Origin of the sequence: Lacibacter sp. MH-610, assembly GCF_045780045.1 — a bacterium.
Classification (GTDB): Bacteria; Bacteroidota; Bacteroidia; order Chitinophagales; family Chitinophagaceae; genus Lacibacter.
In genome coordinates, this window is record NZ_CP116002.1 from 618,472 (window position 1) to 636,077 (window position 17,606).

18 protein-coding genes are annotated in these 17,606 nt (G+C 40.7%); 12 read left to right on the plus strand and 6 right to left on the minus strand.

Annotated features, from left to right (window positions below; translation table 11 throughout):
• Positions 1-104: 104 nt before the first annotated feature.
• The 7 genes from PDL71_RS02805 to PDL71_RS02835 all read left to right on the plus strand — a co-directional run bounded on the left by PDL71_RS02805 (position 105) and on the right by PDL71_RS02835 (position 7,318).
• Positions 105-1,400, plus strand: coding sequence for an MFS transporter (locus tag PDL71_RS02805; protein ID WP_407525021.1), 1,296 nt, complete (start codon positions 105-107; stop codon positions 1,398-1,400).
• A gap of 32 nt (positions 1,401-1,432) precedes the next feature.
• A complete protein-coding gene (locus PDL71_RS02810) occupies positions 1,433-2,104 on the plus strand; it encodes a GDSL-type esterase/lipase family protein (RefSeq protein WP_407525023.1) in 672 nt (223 codons plus the stop codon).
• A gap of 4 nt (positions 2,105-2,108) precedes the next feature.
• A complete protein-coding gene (locus PDL71_RS02815; protein WP_407525025.1) occupies positions 2,109-3,041 on the plus strand; it encodes a DUF4434 domain-containing protein in 933 nt (310 codons plus the stop codon).
• Between the two features lie 36 nt (positions 3,042-3,077).
• Complete coding sequence (locus PDL71_RS02820) at positions 3,078-4,151, plus strand: glycoside hydrolase family 10 protein (protein ID WP_407525028.1); 1,074 nt, start codon at positions 3,078-3,080, stop codon at positions 4,149-4,151.
• Between the two features lie 4 nt (positions 4,152-4,155).
• Positions 4,156-5,169, plus strand: coding sequence for a phosphodiester glycosidase family protein (locus PDL71_RS02825; RefSeq protein ID WP_407525031.1), 1,014 nt, complete (start codon positions 4,156-4,158; stop codon positions 5,167-5,169).
• A gap of 1 nt (position 5,170) precedes the next feature.
• A complete protein-coding gene (locus PDL71_RS02830; protein ID WP_407525034.1) occupies positions 5,171-6,325 on the plus strand; it encodes a hypothetical protein in 1,155 nt (384 codons plus the stop codon).
• A gap of 228 nt (positions 6,326-6,553) precedes the next feature.
• Positions 6,554-7,318 (plus strand): murein L,D-transpeptidase catalytic domain family protein, encoded by a 765-nt coding sequence (locus tag PDL71_RS02835; protein ID WP_407525037.1) that lies wholly within the window; start codon positions 6,554-6,556, stop codon positions 7,316-7,318.
• 53 nt (positions 7,319-7,371) lie between these two features.
• Here the strand turns inward: PDL71_RS02835 and PDL71_RS02840 are convergent, their stop codons facing one another.
• Together PDL71_RS02840 and rpoN are read right to left on the minus strand one after the other, a co-directional pair.
• Positions 7,372-8,046, minus strand: coding sequence for a hypothetical protein (locus PDL71_RS02840; protein ID WP_407525038.1), 675 nt, complete (start codon positions 8,044-8,046; stop codon positions 7,372-7,374).
• Positions 8,047-8,048: 2 nt separating this feature from the next.
• Positions 8,049-9,479, minus strand: coding sequence for an RNA polymerase factor sigma-54 (gene rpoN, locus PDL71_RS02845; protein WP_407525041.1), 1,431 nt, complete (start codon positions 9,477-9,479; stop codon positions 8,049-8,051).
• A gap of 219 nt (positions 9,480-9,698) precedes the next feature.
• On the opposite strand from rpoN, the gene PDL71_RS02850 reads away from it, so the two are divergent.
• Positions 9,699-9,923: a hypothetical protein gene (locus PDL71_RS02850; protein ID WP_407525044.1), complete on the plus strand. Its 225-nt coding sequence runs from the start codon at positions 9,699-9,701 to the stop codon at positions 9,921-9,923.
• A 17-nt stretch (positions 9,924-9,940) separates the two neighbouring features.
• Here PDL71_RS02850 and PDL71_RS02855 read toward each other — a convergent pair whose 3' ends face one another.
• Both PDL71_RS02855 and PDL71_RS02860 read right to left on the minus strand, forming a co-directional pair.
• Positions 9,941-12,418 carry a helix-turn-helix domain-containing protein gene (locus PDL71_RS02855; protein ID WP_407525047.1) on the minus strand — a complete coding sequence of 826 codons (2,478 nt, stop codon included), beginning with the start codon at positions 12,416-12,418 and terminating at the stop codon, positions 9,941-9,943.
• A 113-nt stretch (positions 12,419-12,531) separates the two neighbouring features.
• A complete protein-coding gene (locus PDL71_RS02860) occupies positions 12,532-12,876 on the minus strand; it encodes a single-stranded DNA-binding protein (RefSeq protein ID WP_407525049.1) in 345 nt (114 codons plus the stop codon).
• Between the two features lie 194 nt (positions 12,877-13,070).
• Between PDL71_RS02860 and PDL71_RS02865 the strand changes: the two genes are divergently transcribed.
• The 4 genes from PDL71_RS02865 to PDL71_RS02880 all read left to right on the plus strand — a co-directional run bounded on the left by PDL71_RS02865 (position 13,071) and on the right by PDL71_RS02880 (position 16,040).
• Entirely contained in the window at positions 13,071-13,457 is a 387-nt protein-coding gene (locus PDL71_RS02865; RefSeq protein WP_407525052.1) for a DUF2116 family Zn-ribbon domain-containing protein, read from the plus strand.
• Between the two features lie 42 nt (positions 13,458-13,499).
• Positions 13,500-14,741 carry an MFS transporter gene (locus PDL71_RS02870; RefSeq protein WP_407525055.1) on the plus strand — a complete coding sequence of 414 codons (1,242 nt, stop codon included), beginning with the start codon at positions 13,500-13,502 and terminating at the stop codon, positions 14,739-14,741.
• A 67-nt stretch (positions 14,742-14,808) separates the two neighbouring features.
• Positions 14,809-15,255, plus strand: coding sequence for a nuclear transport factor 2 family protein (locus PDL71_RS02875; RefSeq protein ID WP_407525058.1), 447 nt, complete (start codon positions 14,809-14,811; stop codon positions 15,253-15,255).
• A gap of 14 nt (positions 15,256-15,269) precedes the next feature.
• Entirely contained in the window at positions 15,270-16,040 is a 771-nt protein-coding gene (locus PDL71_RS02880; RefSeq protein WP_407525061.1) for an SDR family oxidoreductase, read from the plus strand.
• Positions 16,041-16,195: 155 nt separating this feature from the next.
• Here the strand turns inward: PDL71_RS02880 and PDL71_RS02885 are convergent, their stop codons facing one another.
• Positions 16,196-16,519 carry an ArsR/SmtB family transcription factor gene (locus tag PDL71_RS02885; protein ID WP_407525064.1) on the minus strand — a complete coding sequence of 108 codons (324 nt, stop codon included), beginning with the start codon at positions 16,517-16,519 and terminating at the stop codon, positions 16,196-16,198.
• 187 nt (positions 16,520-16,706) lie between these two features.
• A complete protein-coding gene (locus tag PDL71_RS02890; protein WP_407525067.1) occupies positions 16,707-17,504 on the minus strand; it encodes a TIGR00266 family protein in 798 nt (265 codons plus the stop codon).
• Between the last annotated feature and the right edge of the window lie 102 nt (positions 17,505-17,606).

Sequence of the window (17,606 nt, forward strand, 5' to 3'; positions counted from 1 at the left end):
AATTTCGTTGAACGAACTTAATTAAAAATATTCATTTAATACAATTAGTTTTTAATTTTTTTAATTATCTTCCGTTTTCATTCTATACTAAACCAATATTGCTTGTGACCGAACAGTTGTCTCCCAAACGAAATCCCATTTACTGGATACCCAGCACCTGGTTTGCCATGGGTTTGCCCTTTGTGGCCCTAGCCGCCGCCAGTTCCATTATGTATAAAAACCTGGGGATTTCAGATTCACAGATTGCTTTCTGGACATCGCTGATTATGCTGCCCTGGACTTTGAAGCCTTTGTGGGGGCCGTTCCTGGAGATGTTTAAAACCAAGAAATTCTTTGTTTATACTTCACAAATCTTCACCGGGGTATTGTTTGGTCTTGTAGCTCTTTCATTACAGGCCAATGCTTTTTTCAGTATCTCTATTGCCGTGCTTGCCATTATAGCTATCAGCGGTGCCACCCATGATACGGCGGCTGATGGTGTGTATTTAAATGAACTCACTCCCAAGCTCCAGGCAAAGTATGTGGGCTGGCAGGGGGCTTTTTATAATATCGCTAAAGTTATGAGCGGAGGTGTGCTGGTGTACCTGGCGGGTGAATTGGAAAAAAAGATGGGCATTGCAAACGCCTGGAGTATTGTGATGCTTTTATATGGCGTTATCATGATTGCACTTGGCATTTATAATAAAGTAATGCTGCCCAGCGGTGGTGCATCTAAACAAGTGCATTCGTTTCAAGAAGGAATGGATACCCTTAAAGATGTGATTGTTACTTTTTTTCAGAAGCAGTACATCTGGTATGGTTTGATCTTTATTGTATTGTATCGTTTTGCGGAAGGACAAGCCATCAAAATCACTCCGTTATTTTTTAAAGCTGCCAGGGAAGATGGAGGTTTGGGATTATCTACATCGCAAATAGGTGTGCTGTATGGAGTGTTTGGTGCCATTGCGTTTGTATTGGGATCCATCGCTGCGGGATATTACTCCAGCAATAAAGGACTCACCAAAAGAACACTCCTTGTTTTATGTGCTGCATTTAATATACCATTTGCAGCCTATGCCTACCTGGCTATTGCGTTGCCTGTGAACGTATACATTATTGGTGCTGCCGTAGCAGTTGAATATTTTGGTTATGGATTTGGATTTGTGGGACTCATTTTATTCATTATGCAGCAGATAGCACCGGGTAAATATAAAATGGCCCATTATGCATTTGCCAGCGGATTGATGAACCTGGGTTTTATGATTCCTTCCATGATCAGTGGTTTTGTAAGCGATTATCTTGGGTATAAAGAATTTTTTATCTGGGTACTTGTGTCTACCATACCGGCTTTTTTGATTACATGGCTGGTACCGTTAAAACCGGTGGAGGAAGAAGTAAAAGAAGCAACTTTGGAAGCCTAAATCATTTTTTCTCAACAATGCAGTAATCAGTAATGAAACATTTCTTTTACATACTGGGTTTTACTTGTATTTCTCTTGCTTCAAAAGCGCAACAGACTTATGATTCCTCATTCCGCTTTTATTACTATGATCAAAAGCTGAGCATGTTTGAGCAAATGCCCACGCCTAAAAATTGTATTGTTTGGCTGGGCGATAGTATTACGGATGGCGGAGAGTGGAGTGAATTATTCCCTAACTATAATACAATGAACCGTGGCATCAGTTCGGATAATACATTTGGTATTTTGAACAGGTTGCATGAAGTGATCCGCCGTAAACCAAAAAAGATCTTTATCCTGATTGGTATTAATGATATTGCCAGAAACATTCCGGATGAAGTGATTCTCCGTAATTATCGCAAGATCATTGACAGTCTGCAATTGCAAACACCCGCCACTAAGATCTATGTGCAAAGTATTTTACCCACCAATAACAAATACACTCAATTCAAGAACCATCAGAACAAAACAGAACATATCCTTTACATCAACCGGGCATTGAAGAAGTTGTGTGAAGAGCGAAAGATTCATTATGTGAATCTTTATGATGCCTTTTTAGATACAGAACAAAAGTTGAATCCTTTGTACACTAATGATGGTTTGCATTTAACCGGTGAAGGTTATCGCAGGTGGAAGAAAGTATTATTGACGCAAAAATATTTATAAGCAAATGCTCATCACAGGAACATTTATTGATGAAATAAGCCACGATATTCCCCATCAGAACTGGAGTGCGAAAGAATGGGATCAGGATTTTCAGCACATGGCGGCAATGGGTATTGATACCGTAATTATGATCCGCAGCGGATACAGAAAATTTATTACCTATCCATCTGCTTATCTCATCCGGCAAGGATGTTATGCTCCTCCGGTAGACCTGGTGGAACTGTTTTTAACGTTGGCTGATAAATACGGAATGAACTTTTATTTCGGATTGTATGACAGTGGCAGGTATTGGGATACCGGTGATATGCAACATGAAATCGATCACAACAAATTTGTGATTGATGAAGTGTGGAAGCAATACGGTCATTACAAATCATTTAAAGGTTGGTACCTGAGTATGGAGATCAGCCGCAAAACAAAAGGAGCCATTGAAGCTTTTTCTGCATTGGGAAAACAATGTAAACATGTGAGTAATGGATTGCCCACGTTTATTTCACCCTGGATCGATGGTAAAAAAGCAGTACTGGCTGCCAGCGGACAGATTTCCAAATCAGAAACTGTAAGTGTGGCCGAGCATGAAAAAGAATGGACAGAAATTTTTGATGGTATCAAAGGTGCTGTTGATGCCGTGGCCTTCCAGGATGGTCATATTGATTATAACGAACTGGAAGATTTCTTTACAGTTAACAAGAAAATGGCCGATCAATTCGGCATGCAGTGCTGGACTAATGCTGAAAGTTTTGATCGTGATATGCCCATTAAATTTCTGCCCATCAAATTTGAAAAACTCAAACTGAAACTGGAAGCTGCCAAACGTGCCGGTTATGATAAAGCCATTACGTTTGAGTTCAGTCATTTCATGAGTCCGCAGTCGATGTACACATCAGCTCATCATTTGTACAACAGGTATATGGAATATCTGAAAAGCAATCAATAACATTCAATTTATTAATACGTGTCGAATTATTTAACAATGAAACAAATTTTCACGCTGCTTATCTCGTTTATTGTTTTCTCCTCTTGTGCACAAACAAAAGAAGAGCCTGTTCGTGGTACGTGGATCACGAACGTAGCCAGTGAAGCATTACGTTCAGAGAAAAATATTAAAGAAGCAGTAACACTGTGCAAACAGAAAGGACTCAATAATATTTATGTGGTAGTTTGGAATGGAGGTGTCACCATGTATCCCAGTAAAGTGGTGGAATCTTACATTGGCATCAAGCAACATCCTATTTATAACGGTTTTGATCCTATTAAATCGATTATTGAAGAAGGACACAAACAGGGCATTAAAGTTCATGCCTGGTTTGAGTTTGGTTTTTCGTATGCCTATAAAGACACCACCAAAGTATGGAGTCAGAAATATCCGCATTGGGTAGGTCGCAACAGTAAAGGAGAATTGCTGAATAAAAACGGATTTTACTGGTGGAGTGCTATGCATCCGCAGGTACAGCAATTCATGAAAGAACTGGTGCTGGAAATTGTAACGAATTATGATGTAGATGGTGTACAGGGTGATGACCGTTTACCGGCTATGCCGGCAGAAGGTGGTTATGATTCCGCTACTCTTGCTTTATACAAACAGCAAACGGGTAAAGAAGCTCCTGCTGATTACAAAGAACCTGCCTGGTTGCAATGGAAGGCTGATCAACTGAGTACATTTGGTAAAGCATTGTACTCGGAAGTAAAATCTAAGAAACCGGGTTGTATTGTTTCATGGGCACCCAGCATCTATCCATGGAGTAAAGAGAATTATTTACAGGACTGGCCGGCATGGCTCAAGGGTGGATATGCTGATTATGTGATGCCGCAATTGTACCGCTATAACATTGATGCGTATGAAAAAGTATTGAAAGAGTTGAATGAGCAGGTAACACCTGAACAAAAGAAGAAAGTGTTCCCCGGTTTGCTTACATCATTAGGTGATGGTTACCTGGTGAAGCCTGCGATGTTGCAACAAATGATTCAGCTCAACCGAAAGTACGGTTTTGAAGGGGAGTGCCTGTTTTACTTTGAATGTTTAAGAAAACTCGATAAAATATATTAAGCACATGAAGTATAGAATCTTTGCAATACTTGCGTTGGCACTAACAATCAATGCCTGCTCAAAAAAAAGTAATCCACCTGCAAATAATCCTCCTGTTGTTACACCTCCTGTAACTGTTACACCCATCATCAGTTTGCCTGCCGGCTGGAAAATGGCAACCGGGTTTATGACCGGCTTTCCTGCAGGCATTCAACTATATTCTTTTGACAGCATTTTCAATACACAAAAAATCAAAGCTTATTGTTTAGCCTATGACAGTAAGAACACAAGCTTTGAATTTAAACCGGTACTTTCTGCCACAGCCAAAACACCTTCACAGTTTTTTGCAGACGAGACAGGCATAACCCTTGCGTGTATCAACGGCGGTTATTTTGGCGGCAATCAATCCTTCAGCCTGGTGAAGTATAATAATACTGTTACATCACCTAATATTAAATCTGTTACAAGAACCTTTAACGGCAATAACACAGCGTATTATCCAACACGTGGCGCTTTTGGTGTTTCTTCAACCGGTACACCTTCTGTTGCATGGGTTTATAACGTAGGTACCGGTAACGATTTGATTTATTCTTATCCTTCACCGAGCCCCAATGCTGTAAATACAGCACCACAACCGCAACCCACTGAAACATTTCCTGCAGGTGGGTCTGTTTGGAATACAACAGCAGCAATAGGGGGTTCACCTGTATTAATCAAGAACAACAATATTCAAATAACAGATGCAGAAGAGTTGATTTCCATCAACAATACCACTTCACGTCCACGTTCTGCCATTGGTTATTTAAGTAATGGTATTGTGTTGATTCTTGCAGTTGAAGGGGATAATGCACCCAATTATCCCGGCATTAATTTAGCAGACCTTGCTTCCTTATTAAAAACATTAGGATGCACCGAAGCATTGAATTTAGATGGTGGTGGTTCAACATCATTGGTAGTAAACAATACAAAAACGGTTCGTCCCGGGGATAATGGAGTGGAGCGCCCGGTGGTAAGTGCTGTTTTAATTAAACGAAAGTAAGTTGAAAGGATTTGCAATTGCAGTAATAATAATGATGGTTGTGTTGCAGGCACAATCGCAACCACGTTTTTTCTTTACTGCAAAACAATACCGTGATTCTGTATCACAACAATTAAAGCAACAGGTTGATCGCACCATTGCTCTTCCTTTACATGACAGTACGTACCAACACTGGATGGGTGCTTATTGGGCCATGGAACTAATGTTGTATCAACCGTCGGGATATGAACAATTGATTCCTGTGCAAATAGCCATGTTGCCCAAAACCGGTCCCGGTTTTCAGCGTGCTTTTATGGAGATGCTCTATACACTTTATCTCAACAGGTATAGCGCTGAATTGAAAGTGATACTGCCGCAATTGAAAAGCGATAAAGTAAAAGCAATGGTGCTGGAATATTTAAGTGCATCCGGTACAACATTGCATCATTCAGTTGATCCAGCATTTACCCGATCCTCTTATTATCCATTATACCAATATCAATGCAACAAAAAAGAACAAGCACTTCCTTCAAGAAATGATTTTCTGCATTCATCTTTTCTGCCGGGTCAAACAGTGTTGTGCAGCTTTCAATCAACTGACAGAAACAAACCCGGTTACCTGATGATTCGTTTGGCAGATGGCACGTGGATGAAAAATGAACTGGGCGAAGAACTCCGGTTTCCGCAACTTGCAAGAAGCATTTCCAATCTTCCGTTTTATCTCACCAACGGAAACACACCACAGGGTTTGCATAAAATAACCGGCGTTGATACATCGGATAACAACTGGATTGGTCCTACCACCAATTTGCAAATGATACTGCCTTTTGAAAATAATGTTTCAGATTTTTTTGGAACGGATACTGCTTACGAAAAGTATTACAACAAACTGCTGGGACATCATTTGCAACGGTTCATTGGTTTAAAAGAAAGTTATTGGGCCGGTAAAATGGGTCGTACTGAAATTATTGCACACGGCACCACGATTGATCCTGCGTTTTATCAAGGCCAAACTTATTTTCCTCATACACCTTCACTCGGTTGTTTGTGCAGTCCTGAATTATGGAATGAAAACGGAGAGCGTATCTACAGCGCCCAGGCAGCCTGGATCAGCTATATCCTCACCGGGCAAATAAGACCCCAATGGCTGATAGTAGCCGAAGTGATTGATTTATAATAAAGGATGGCCTTTTACAGGCATCATTTGAACTGATTTACTCCTTACTTTAACAATTCCTCCCCGTTGAGCGGTTTTACCTTTGCGGCATAAAAGAAAACCCTTGAAAAACCCAATCCAAAACCTCTGCGCAGGCAATCTGAATACTAAAACAGAATGGTCATGCGTTTTTTAACAATCTGTAGACAATTGGCACTACATACAACTGTATCCTTTAAAACCCGAACTATGAAAACTGTTCGTAAACATCCTTTTCTCTCTGCAGTATTTTTCCTGTTGTTTTTACAGGTGCCTGTTTTTATATCAGGCGTTGCCGGTTCTAATCACAAAACATTAAAGTTGTCCGTATATACTGTTGCAGTAAGTGAAGAAAAATCTCTGGACGAAAAAATAATGGCAGAAGCAGATAGTATTTATGAACACATGGACTTAAGCGAAACGGGCCTGGCTTCACAGGCATTTCAATTAGCTTTTAAAGGATATAATAAACTTGTGCAGAAAGGCTTAGTGAATCTGTCCAATATTCTTACCATTGTTGATTTTTCAAAATCTTCTTCTGAAAAGAGATTGTTTGTGATTGATATGGAAGAGCAGAAAGTATTGTTTCAAACATTAGTAGCTCATGGACGTAACAGCGGTTTACGTTTTGCAACCAATTTTTCCAACAAACCTGAATCCAATAAAAGCAGTCTTGGTTTTTATCTCACTTTAGATACTTACTATGGAGGCAATGGGTATTCATTAAAGTTGCGTGGACTTGAAGAAGGAATTAATGATAAAGCTTACGACAGGGCCATTGTTGTTCATGGTTCTGATTATGTAAATGCAGCTTTTGCAGGTTCTAATGGATTTTTGGGGAGAAGTTTTGGATGCCCTGCAGTGCCCCGTAAGTATGCGGCACCCATCATTAATACAATCAAAAACGGATCGGTATTATTTATTTATCATCCATCCAAAAACTACGTTAATCAATCAACCATCCTGAACAGTTAAAGTCATTAACCGTTCAGCATTCAGGTTTTATCCCGCTTTACCGGCGGGATTTTTTATTGAACAATCCACCAGCAAACCAGTTGAATAAGAGCTCCCACTGTAAAACCAAATCCTATTTCAAAAGGACGATGATCACTTACAAGAAAACGACTGGTACAAATAATACCCGAAATAAAAACAGCGGCTAATAAAGGAAGACTTTCTTCAATTCTACCCGTAAAGAGCAGTAGAATGAAAAACAGGAATAAACTTCCGGCACCCATCGCATGCATACTCACCTTCAAATAATTATTGATAAGTAAACCGGCAGAAGCAGAAATAAAAAGTGTGAGCAGAAAAGCTCTTAACTCAACGGGATCCTGTAATTTTTTTGATACATAATAACTCCAGAAAAAAAAGGTGATACAGGCAACATACGGAATGATGCGTTCTTTTTGTGTACGTAACTGTATGGATTGAATAAACCCAAGACCTTTGAGCAGGAGCACCGTAATGAGCGGTAGTAATACGGAAGTGCTGATGATGCGCAGAAAAATTTTCATCCGGTCAAACGAATCCATTCCAAGAAAAATCAGATCATTGATGTACAGTAGATAAAAACTGATCCAAACAATAAGCAGGAGCGGATGAAACAGCCAGGAGAAAAACGTTCCTGCGGCACGCAGCAGCAAGGTGGAAGTTGTTTTTTCCTGTAGTTCCCCTTCAGGAGTAATTTCCAGTTCGGCCATAATTAAAGTTGTTTACGAAGCCTTGCCACAGGTATGTTCAGTTGCTCCCTGTACTTGGCAACGGTTCTGCGGGCAATGTTATAACCTTTTTGTTGTAAAAGTTCTGTCAATAGTTCATCGCTAAGCGGTTTTTTCTTTTCTTCTGCTTCAATGAGGTCCGACAGAATCTTTTTTACCTCACGGGTGCTTACTTCTTCCCCGCTTTCTGTACTCAATGATTCACTGAAGAAAAACTTGAGGCGATAGGTTCCGAATTCTGTTTGCACAAATTTACTGTTGGCTACACGGCTAACAGTAGAAATATCCAATCCTGTTTTTTCAGCAATATCTTTCAGGATCATAGGCCGAAGTTCCGTTTCATCACCGGTAAGAAAAAAGTTTCTCTGATGGTTCATGATAGCATTCATGGTATGCAACAAGGTATTCTGCCGTTGCTTGATGGCATCAATAAACCATTTTGCTGAATCAATTTTTTGTTTGATGAAGAGTACTGCTTCTTTCTGGCGTTTATCTTTTTTGCTTCCCCGTTCATAATCCCGCAACATATCCCTGTATCCTTCGCTGATGCGTAAATCAGGAGCGTTGCGGCTGTTCAGGGTTAACTCCAGCACGCCGGCATTGTTGGTAATAAAAAAGTCGGGAACTATGTACGTTTCAGCTTTGTTTACTTCGCCCATGTTGCCACCGGGTTTGGGGTTGAGGCGAAGTATCTGTTGCATGGCTTCTTTCAGTTGATCATCAGAAATGCCCATGCTCCGCTGTATCTTTTCGTAATGCTTTTTTGTAAATTCTTCAAAGTAACGATCCAGTATAGTATGAGCAATACGGATATCTTCCGCATCTGATTGCTTCAATTTGAATTTAATCTGAATGAGCAGGCACTCCTGTAAATCACGGGCACCTATGCCCGCCGGTTCAAATTGTTGAATGAGCCGGATCAATTCTTCTACTTCCTGATCGGTTGTTTCAATATTCTGGCGAAAAGCAAGATCATTTACAATGGCGCTGGTTTCTCTTCGTAAATAACCATCATCGTCAATGCTTCCTACAATCTGCTCCGCAATTACCTGTTGCTTGGCTTCCAGCTTCAGCATGCCGAGTTGCTGCAACAGCAATTCATAAAAACTTGTTTCAAGACGAACAGGATTTGATTTTTTTTCTTCGGCATCGGGGTAGTTATCATCACGCATCCGGTAGTCGGCAATATCATCATCACTGTCACTTACGTATTCACTTAAATCAAGATTATCATATTCATCTTCACTTCCATCCAGTTCAAAATCTTCTTCTTCTGAGCTGTCAAACTCATCTTTGATTTCTTCATTGTGCAGATCTTCACCCTCTTCATTGCCCTGTTCAAGCGCCGGGTTTTCTTCCATCTCTTCCTTGATTCGCTCTTCCAGGTTAGCAGTAGGCACCTGCAGCAACTTCATGAGCTGAATTTGCTGGGGTGAAAGTTTTTGTAAAAGTTTTTGATGTAGTCCCTGACTGAGTGCCATTTGCGGATACTGGTTTATCTTTACACAATGCCGTTAAACGGGTGCAAAATAACAAGAAAAAAAGTTTGTTCTAAAAATTGGAACAATTTTTGTGCATGGGGCCTGTTTTTCTTAACAATTTCCCAGTCAGTATCGGCACAACAGACTGATTCTATGTCCGTTAAGAAGAATCCGTCTATTTTGTTTTTTAAGAGTAATCCTGCATTTCATTTCAGCTTAAATACTTTTCCGGCGCCTGCTCCTGTAAAAATCAGCCCGATGCAGCATTGGGGTATCATGTGTATTGGAGAATACAGGCTGGAGCAAAAAACAGGAATCCCGTTGCGGCTACGTTTGGGTTCGTTAGAATATGTAAATAAACTGGAAGGGAAGCATTAAGGGATTTAACCCTAAGCTCATAACTCCTGCTTTTGCAAGTGCTGTACCACTGCCCTGATGGCACTAAAACTCACCTCATCACCTACAATGGCTTTTAGCTCACTGAGTGATTTATCAGGGTGGGCTATTAACTTTTCTTCAAGGCTTGCCAATACATTTTCTGAAACAAAATCGGTTACACTCACTTCACCGGTTTTAATAAATGAAATGAGATGACTTTCAATGGTGCCTGCAGAGAGATTTCGTTCAGCAGCTATCTCAGCAACACTCTTACCTTGTTGGTATAATTGAAGACTGATAGAAGCTGATGGAATCTTATCTTCTTTTGAAGTTGTACTTTTTTCTTTACGAATCCGTTTTGGATTGGCGCTTTTTGCATCAATGTTTGTTTCCAGTCCATATTGGTTACAGTAGCGCTCTACCATATCCAGAATTTCATCACCATATTTCTCTGCTTTGGCTTTTCCAAATCCGCTGAGTAACAATAAATGCTGTTTCGTTAATGGCAGGTACAAGCAGATTTCCCTCAATGTGTCTGAATTGGCTACCAGGTATACCGGCATATTTTCTTCATTGCAAATACGGTCTCTCCAGGTTCGCAGTGCAGAGTAGAGTTCAGGATTGGGAATATCACCGGAAACAACAGTTTGCTTTTTATTAGCAGCATAGGTTGTAATTTGTATCCGGGGTATTGATAAGTTGAGTTTGTGTTTTAAAAAACCTGCTACTTCAAAGGGCTGTAACGCATACTGCAGGTAATAGGATATTTTGATAAAGGCATGCATTAACTCCTGCAACGGTTCATCCAATACCGCTGCCACTTCTTTGTGCTCTGTAATTATTTCGTGATGCTGCAACTCATCTTTTAAACGATTGACAGCAGGTATAAAATAACCCGCCGCATCATTGATTCTTTTTTGAAGGACAGGGTTGTTTTCAATAACGGCGTCATCTTTCATCAATTCATGGGCACGGATGGCAAACTTATCAGCCACGGATTTCTGCTCATTATATTTTTCAGTATATGACCGCAACCATTCAGTGGAAGCATCACTCAGTTTTGTTGCCTGCAGTTGCACCTGCTTGTTAAGTGTTGCAAGTGGTTGCTGCATTTCTGTGAACGAAAAAATTTCTTCAATCAACTGCAACGTAAACACATGCCGGGCACCGGCAAACCGATCAGCCAGTGAACCTTTTGGCGCCAATGAACTCTGTGCATTCACCACATGCGTATTGGTATAAATAGCTGATGGAGGAATAGGAGTGAGCAATACAATTCCATCCAGGCTGGTACAACGGCTCAGCGCTACATATACTTGTCCGCTGCTGAAGGAGGCAGCAGCATCAATCATCACCCTGTCAAATGTTAAACCCTGGCTTTTGTGAATGGTGATGGCCCATGCCAAACGCAATGGGTATTGGGAAAAGGTACCCAATACTTCCTGCTGCAATTTTTCATCAGAACGGTTAATGGTATAGCGGGTGTTCTCCCATACTTCATGTTTTACCTCAATCTCAACGCCATCACTGTTCACCACAATTTTATCTTTTTCCAGTCTTACAACAGTGCCGATCTTTCCGTTGAAGTATTTTTTGCTCTCCGTATCGTTTTTCAGGAACATCACCTGTGCACCTTCTTTCAATACTAACTCGTTTTCTGCGGGGTATAAATGTTCAGGGAAATCACCTTCTATTTTAGCAGAGTAAGTGAATGCCGGTGCTGATAATGACTGCAGTTTAGACTGATTGATCTGATCTGCCTGGTTGTTGTGTGAAGTGAGGGTGATGTATTTTTCATCAGCCGCTGGACGAAAACCGGGTGTATATCGTTTGTTCAGCTGCTCAAAATCCTCCCGTTCCATATAGTTGTTACGAACCTTGTTAAGTAGCTGCACAAAGCTTTCTTCTTTTTGACGGTAGATCTTGGTAAGCTCTATCAATAAAGGTTGCTGATCTTTAATGGCCAAGCTGTCAAAGAAAAAAGTGGAGTTGTAATAATCTCTCAGCAAATTCCATTCATCATTTTTGGCAACAGGCGGCAGTTGGTACAAATCACCAATGAGCAATAATTGTACTCCACCAAACGGTACATGATGTTGATGACGAACTGATCTTAAAATAGCATCTATGGCATCCATCACATCAGCCCTTACCATACTCACTTCATCAATCACCAGTAATTCCATTTTACGAAGAAGAGTGAGACGTTGCTTTTGGTAACGGATATTTTTCAATAATTCCAGCCGGTTATTTTCTGTAGGCAGAAACGGGTGAAAGGGTAACTGAAACAAGCTGTGCAGCGTTACACCACCGGCATTAATAGCAGCCACACCTGTGGGAGCAGCTACCACCGTATTTTTGGCGCAATGGTTTTGCAGGTATTTGAGAAACGTTGTTTTGCCGGTGCCTGCTTTCCCGGTAAGAAAAATACTTTCCTGTGTTTCGGTTACAAAACGAAACGCCAGGTCAAACAACTCGTTGCGTTCAACACTCATGCGGTGAAATTAAGAGGAATTGAATTCTTTTGTAAACAGGAAAAGGATGGAGCAGGAGAGAAGGGTTTGTTAGTCCTGCCCCATCACTATTTTCAGCCTTGCAAAAATTGCTTTCAGCTTTTATTTTTATCACCTAGCATCAGTAATTCATTTAACTGAACTTCTGTGATGTATTTTTTGGAACCATCTTTATCAGTATAGCTTCTGTTTACCAGCTTACCTTCAATGGCTATTTCAGAACCTTTGGATAAATATTTTTCCGCCAGCTCAGCTACCTTACCCCAGGCAACAATATTGTGCCATTGTGTTTCCGTAACTTTTTCACCTTTGGCGTTGCGGTAGGTTTCATTGGTGGCCATACTGAAGCGGGCCATTTTTTTACCACCTGTGATGCTTTTGATTTCAGGAGCATTACCAAGATTACCAATGAGCTGAACTTTGTTTTTGAGTGCGTACATGACTTTAAAATTTAAATGTTTTGAATTTTGTTATCTCAGCCAACCGAACCAGACGTCATTGCCGATTGACAACACAAAGATGATAGGCCGGAAAAGCCGTAGTCGGTTTTTACCCGTTTCTTCCCGAAGCTAAACGTGTAGAAACGTTTGCACACGGATAATTTTTAATTATCTTGATGGCTCAAACCCTTGCTATGACAGCATTACAAAGCACCCAGCCCAAATCCTGCGCTGCCTGCGGAAAACCGCTCAAAGGACGAATCGATAAAAAATTTTGCGACGATTATTGCCGTAATAATTACAATAACCAGCAAAAAGCGAAGGGTAATTACAGCGCTTTTGTGCGAAACATCAACAATACATTGCTCAAGAACCGGAAAGTTTTAGAGAGCATTCTTCCGCCCGGTGATGAAACAGCCAAGGCAAGCAGGGATAAGATGCAGCGGCTGGGATTCCATTTTAACTACATCACTCATATTTATACTACCAAGGCAGGCAAGCAATATTTTTACTGTTATGATTATGGGTATTTGCCTTTGGAAGGTGATTGGTTTCTGATCGTAAAGAAGAAAGAAGAATAATCAAACTTAGCTGGACAGGTTCCTGCAATTTGCATCACTTCAATGACTACATCCACAACTACCACCATTTCTAACAGAGCCATTGTACTGGGCATCGTTGTTTCTGCACTTGGCTTTTTTGTTGATCTCTATGATATCATGGCCCTGGCTGCTATTGGCGAACCAAGTTTAAAAGCCATTGGGGTGAATGCGGACGCTATGAAGGGAGAGTTGAATTTTTTACAAAGCATGCAAATGTTCGGCATGTTGCTGGGAGGTTTTCTGTGGGGTATGATTGGTGATAAATATGGACGATTGAAAGTGTTGTTCGGAAGCATCATTCTTTATTCACTATTTACACTGCTGAATGCCTTTGTGGAAACACCCGGTCAATATGCTGCCTGCCGTTTCCTCGCAGGATTGGGTTTGGCCGGTGAATTGGGTGCCGGTATTACTTTGGTGAGTGAACAAATGAAAAAAGAGTACAGAGGATTAGGTCCGGCTATCCTTGCAGGCTTTGGTGTGCTGGGAGCTATAGTTGCTGTGATCATTGGTAAAAACTATGATTGGAAAACGGTGTACCTGGTGGGAGGTGTTCTTGGATTTTTATTGTTGTTCTTACGAATAGGTGTGGTGGAAAGCGGGTTGTTCAAAGTTTCACAGCATAGCAAGGTTTCCAAAGGAAATTTTATGATCATTCTCCGCAACAAAACCTATCTCAAAAAATTCATCTTTATTTTACTGGCGGGTATTCCTGCCTGGTTTGTAAATGGAGTGATGATGCAGTTCTCCAATTACATTTCGGCAAGTATGGGCATGTATCCTTTGCCGGATAAAGGCGTGGTGATCGTTTACTTTTTTATTGCCCTATCGCTCGGGGATGTGTTAGCCGGTTTTGTAAGTCAGTGGTTGAAAAGCCGCAAAAAGTCCATTTATATTTTCCTGAGTGTGCATCTGCTATCACTCGTTTTATATTTTACCCTTGCACAAAAATCAGTTACGCTTTATTACATTGCTTTTGCCGGTTTTGGATTGAGTGTTGGTTTTGTGATCCAGTTGTTTACACTGGCGGCAGAAAATTTTGGTACCAATATCAGAACCTTGGTAACAGGCAGTGGTTTGAATTTGGTGAGAGGATGGGTGATTCCTTTCGGGGCATTGTTTACCTGGATGACTTCCTCCTTACACATCGTAGAATGGAAAGCGGCAGCAGCCATTGCATTTGCAGTATGTATTTTAGCCATGTGGTCCATCAGCCAATTAGAGGAAACCTTTCATAAGGATATGGATTTTGAAACTGTATAGTTGTTACGGGTAAAGATTACATATATGCTACTTTTGTGTTGTTACAAAAAATAAGCAAAACTCACTCATGCGTTTTATCATTTCTACCTGTTTGTTACTGGTAAGCATTCTTTCCATCGCACAGAAAAAATCAATCAATGATGAATCTGCCACCGAACAATTTGTATTGCGGTTGCATGAAAAGAAATTTCAGTGGATGGTAAACAAGCAAACAGATTCACTTAACAGCATCCTGGACCTGAGAGTCATTTATGTGCACAGCAACGGCTGGCAACAAAACCGAAAAGAAATTACAGATGATTTAAAAAGCGGTAAACTTATCATGAACAGCGTTTCCGTAATGGAAGCCAAAGCAAGAGTGTACAAAGGAGCTGTGATTATAAATGGTAAGGGAAAATTTGATGTAGTAGTTGAAGGGAAGTCAGTTGTAATTGAATTGCTTTATACGGAAGTGTATGTTCGTAAAAAAGAAGGCTGGCTATTAGTATCACGTCATGCCAACAGGATTAACTAAACAATTAAAGAACTATGAATCTTGAAATCAACAATCATCTTTTTATTGTGGGTGGCGCTACCAGTGGTTTTGGAAAAGCCATTGCACAGGCTCTTTTAAATGAAGGTGCTCAAGTAATTGTAGTTGCAAGAGGAGAAGACAAACTCAGGGAGCTCTACAGCGGTCATGAAAATGCTGAATTACTTTCCGGCGATATTACTGATTACGGAACTATTGATCAACTGGAATACATGGTGGGCGAACGGCAACTGCATGGTATGGTAGTAAATGCGGGAGGCCCGCCTGCAAAAATGGTATTAGAGACTACGCTGCAGGATTGGGATGATGCTTATCAAAAAATACTGAAATGGAAGGTTGCCATTACCCAAACATTTGTACCAAAGATGATGAAGGCAGGTTATGGACGTATTGTGTACATTGAAAGTTCATCCGTAAAACAGCCGATTGAAAATTTAGTGTTGAGCAATTCGCTACGCTTAGCAGTGGTGGGTTTGGTGAAAACCCTGAGCCAGGAAATTGCCAGAAGTGGTGTTACATTAAATATTATTGGTCCGGGCAGCCATAACACACCGGCTATTGACAGGCTTTATATTAAGAAAGCAGAACAAACAGGATTACCTTTTGAAGAAGTCAAAAAGAATGCGGTGAATCTCATTCCCGTTGGTAAGTTGGGTGAAGCCGAAGACTTTGCCAGTCTTGCATTGTGGCTATTGAGCCCGCACAGCAGGTATATAACCGGGCAAACGATGATTGCAGATGGAGGAATGGTGAAAGCTACACTTTAAAGAAATAAAAAAAGGGACGTCGTAGCGTCCCTTTTCTTTAACAGCATCCCCAATCGGTAATGCCACCGCAACATTCGCTGCCACTTCCGCAGCAACCAGGATCATTTTGATTTGTGTTCATGACTGTACATTTTAAGTGTTAATAAAAAAAGGTTTTAACAGCATTTGGCTTTTAGCTTATCAAACAGTGTTTCAAATTCTGATTTAAATTTTTCAAAGGCCTTCCAGTTGATGCAGTAGCAACTGCGGGGACCGTCTGTTTCTCCATCGATCAGTCCGGCATTTTTTAATTCTTTTAAATGTTGTGATACAGTTGATTGTGCCAATGGTAACACTTCCACTATTTCACCACAAATACATTCATTCTTTTGCGCCAGTACTTTTAAAATAGCAATACGTGCAGGATGGCTCATCGCTTTGGCAAAGCCTGCCAGTTCCTGTTCCTTTTGCGTGAATTCTTCTTTCTTATGAACCGCCATTATTAATCGTTTTATTACGATGAATCTGAGTTAAAAAAGAGACGGATCGATCCGCCTTTTAATTTAATATCGCAAATATACGATTAATCTTTTCAGATTTCCAATCAAAAAGCCGGAAAAATTTTTCCGGCTGTAAACTTTATGACTTTTCAGAAATACATTTTAAGTGTGGGATAACACAGTTCCGTTATCTAAACCCATCGCCATCCAGTAAATTACCAATACCTCCCAGCAAGCTTCCTTCTTCTTTACGGTTGGTTGTTCCGTAAGATAGGATGCGGCTGGCCAGTCTTGATACAGGCAATGTTTGAATCCAAACCTTACCCGGACCACGTAATGTAGCAAAGAACAAACCTTCACCACCAAAAATGGTATTCTTGATACCACCTACAAATTGAATATCAAAATCAATCTGATGTGTATAAGCTACCACGCAACCTGTATCAATCTTTATCAATTCACCCGGTTGTAATTCACGTTCAAAAACATGTCCGCCTGCATGCACAAAGGCCATCCCATCACCTTCTAACTTTTGCATAATGAAACCTTCACCACCAAATAAACCGGTACCCAACTTGCGTTGCAACGCAATACCAACACTTACACCTTTGGCAGCACAGAGGAATGCATCTTTTTGACACACTACCGGCCCACCTAAACGTAATAAGTCCAGCGGAATAATTTTACCGGGATAGGGTGATGCAAAGCTTACACGTTTCTTTCCCTGGCCCACATTGGTATAGGCTGTCATGAACAAACTTTCACCGGTGAGCAAACGTTTACCGGCTGAAAAAAGTTTGCCTAATACACCTGTAGGAGCATTGGCACTTCCATCACCAAAAATGGTTTGCATTTGAACGCCTTCATCCATCAGCATAAAACTTCCGGCTTCAGCGATTGCGGTTTCATTGGGGTCGAGTTCAATTTCTACATACTGCATTTCTTCCCCTACAATGCGGTAATCAATTTCATGAGACTGTGGCATGATGATAATTTTTAAGTGAAGGTAACGGAGAGTTTAAAATTTTAAACGGGTATTTTGTTAAACGGAAAAGAAAATCCCGCCACAAGTGCGGGACTTCTTCTA

What these genes read in the sequence shown, in the direction of transcription:
- PDL71_RS02810 (WP_407525023.1), top strand. Translation starts at nt 1,433, where the DNA reads ATGAAACATTTCTTTTACATACTGGGTTTTACTTGTATTTCTCTTGCT.
- PDL71_RS02815 (WP_407525025.1), top strand. Translation starts at nt 2,109, where the DNA reads ATGCTCATCACAGGAACATTTATTGATGAAATAAGCCACGATATTCCC.
- PDL71_RS02820 (WP_407525028.1), top strand. Translation starts at nt 3,078, where the DNA reads ATGAAACAAATTTTCACGCTGCTTATCTCGTTTATTGTTTTCTCCTCT.
- PDL71_RS02825 (WP_407525031.1), top strand. Translation starts at nt 4,156, where the DNA reads ATGAAGTATAGAATCTTTGCAATACTTGCGTTGGCACTAACAATCAAT.
- PDL71_RS02835 (WP_407525037.1), top strand. Translation starts at nt 6,554, where the DNA reads ATGAAAACTGTTCGTAAACATCCTTTTCTCTCTGCAGTATTTTTCCTG.
- PDL71_RS02840 (WP_407525038.1), bottom strand. Translation starts at nt 8,046, where the DNA reads ATGGCCGAACTGGAAATTACTCCTGAAGGGGAACTACAGGAAAAAACA.
- rpoN (WP_407525041.1), bottom strand. Translation starts at nt 9,479, where the DNA reads ATGAAGTTGCTGCAGGTGCCTACTGCTAACCTGGAAGAGCGAATCAAG.
- PDL71_RS02850 (WP_407525044.1), top strand. Translation starts at nt 9,699, where the DNA reads ATGTCCGTTAAGAAGAATCCGTCTATTTTGTTTTTTAAGAGTAATCCT.
- PDL71_RS02855 (WP_407525047.1), bottom strand. Translation starts at nt 12,418, where the DNA reads ATGAGTGTTGAACGCAACGAGTTGTTTGACCTGGCGTTTCGTTTTGTA.
- PDL71_RS02860 (WP_407525049.1), bottom strand. Translation starts at nt 12,876, where the DNA reads ATGTACGCACTCAAAAACAAAGTTCAGCTCATTGGTAATCTTGGTAAT.
- PDL71_RS02865 (WP_407525052.1), top strand. Translation starts at nt 13,071, where the DNA reads ATGACAGCATTACAAAGCACCCAGCCCAAATCCTGCGCTGCCTGCGGA.
- PDL71_RS02870 (WP_407525055.1), top strand. Translation starts at nt 13,500, where the DNA reads ATGACTACATCCACAACTACCACCATTTCTAACAGAGCCATTGTACTG.
- PDL71_RS02875 (WP_407525058.1), top strand. Translation starts at nt 14,809, where the DNA reads ATGCGTTTTATCATTTCTACCTGTTTGTTACTGGTAAGCATTCTTTCC.
- PDL71_RS02880 (WP_407525061.1), top strand. Translation starts at nt 15,270, where the DNA reads ATGAATCTTGAAATCAACAATCATCTTTTTATTGTGGGTGGCGCTACC.
- PDL71_RS02885 (WP_407525064.1), bottom strand. Translation starts at nt 16,519, where the DNA reads ATGGCGGTTCATAAGAAAGAAGAATTCACGCAAAAGGAACAGGAACTG.
- PDL71_RS02890 (WP_407525067.1), bottom strand. Translation starts at nt 17,504, where the DNA reads ATGCCACAGTCTCATGAAATTGATTACCGCATTGTAGGGGAAGAAATG.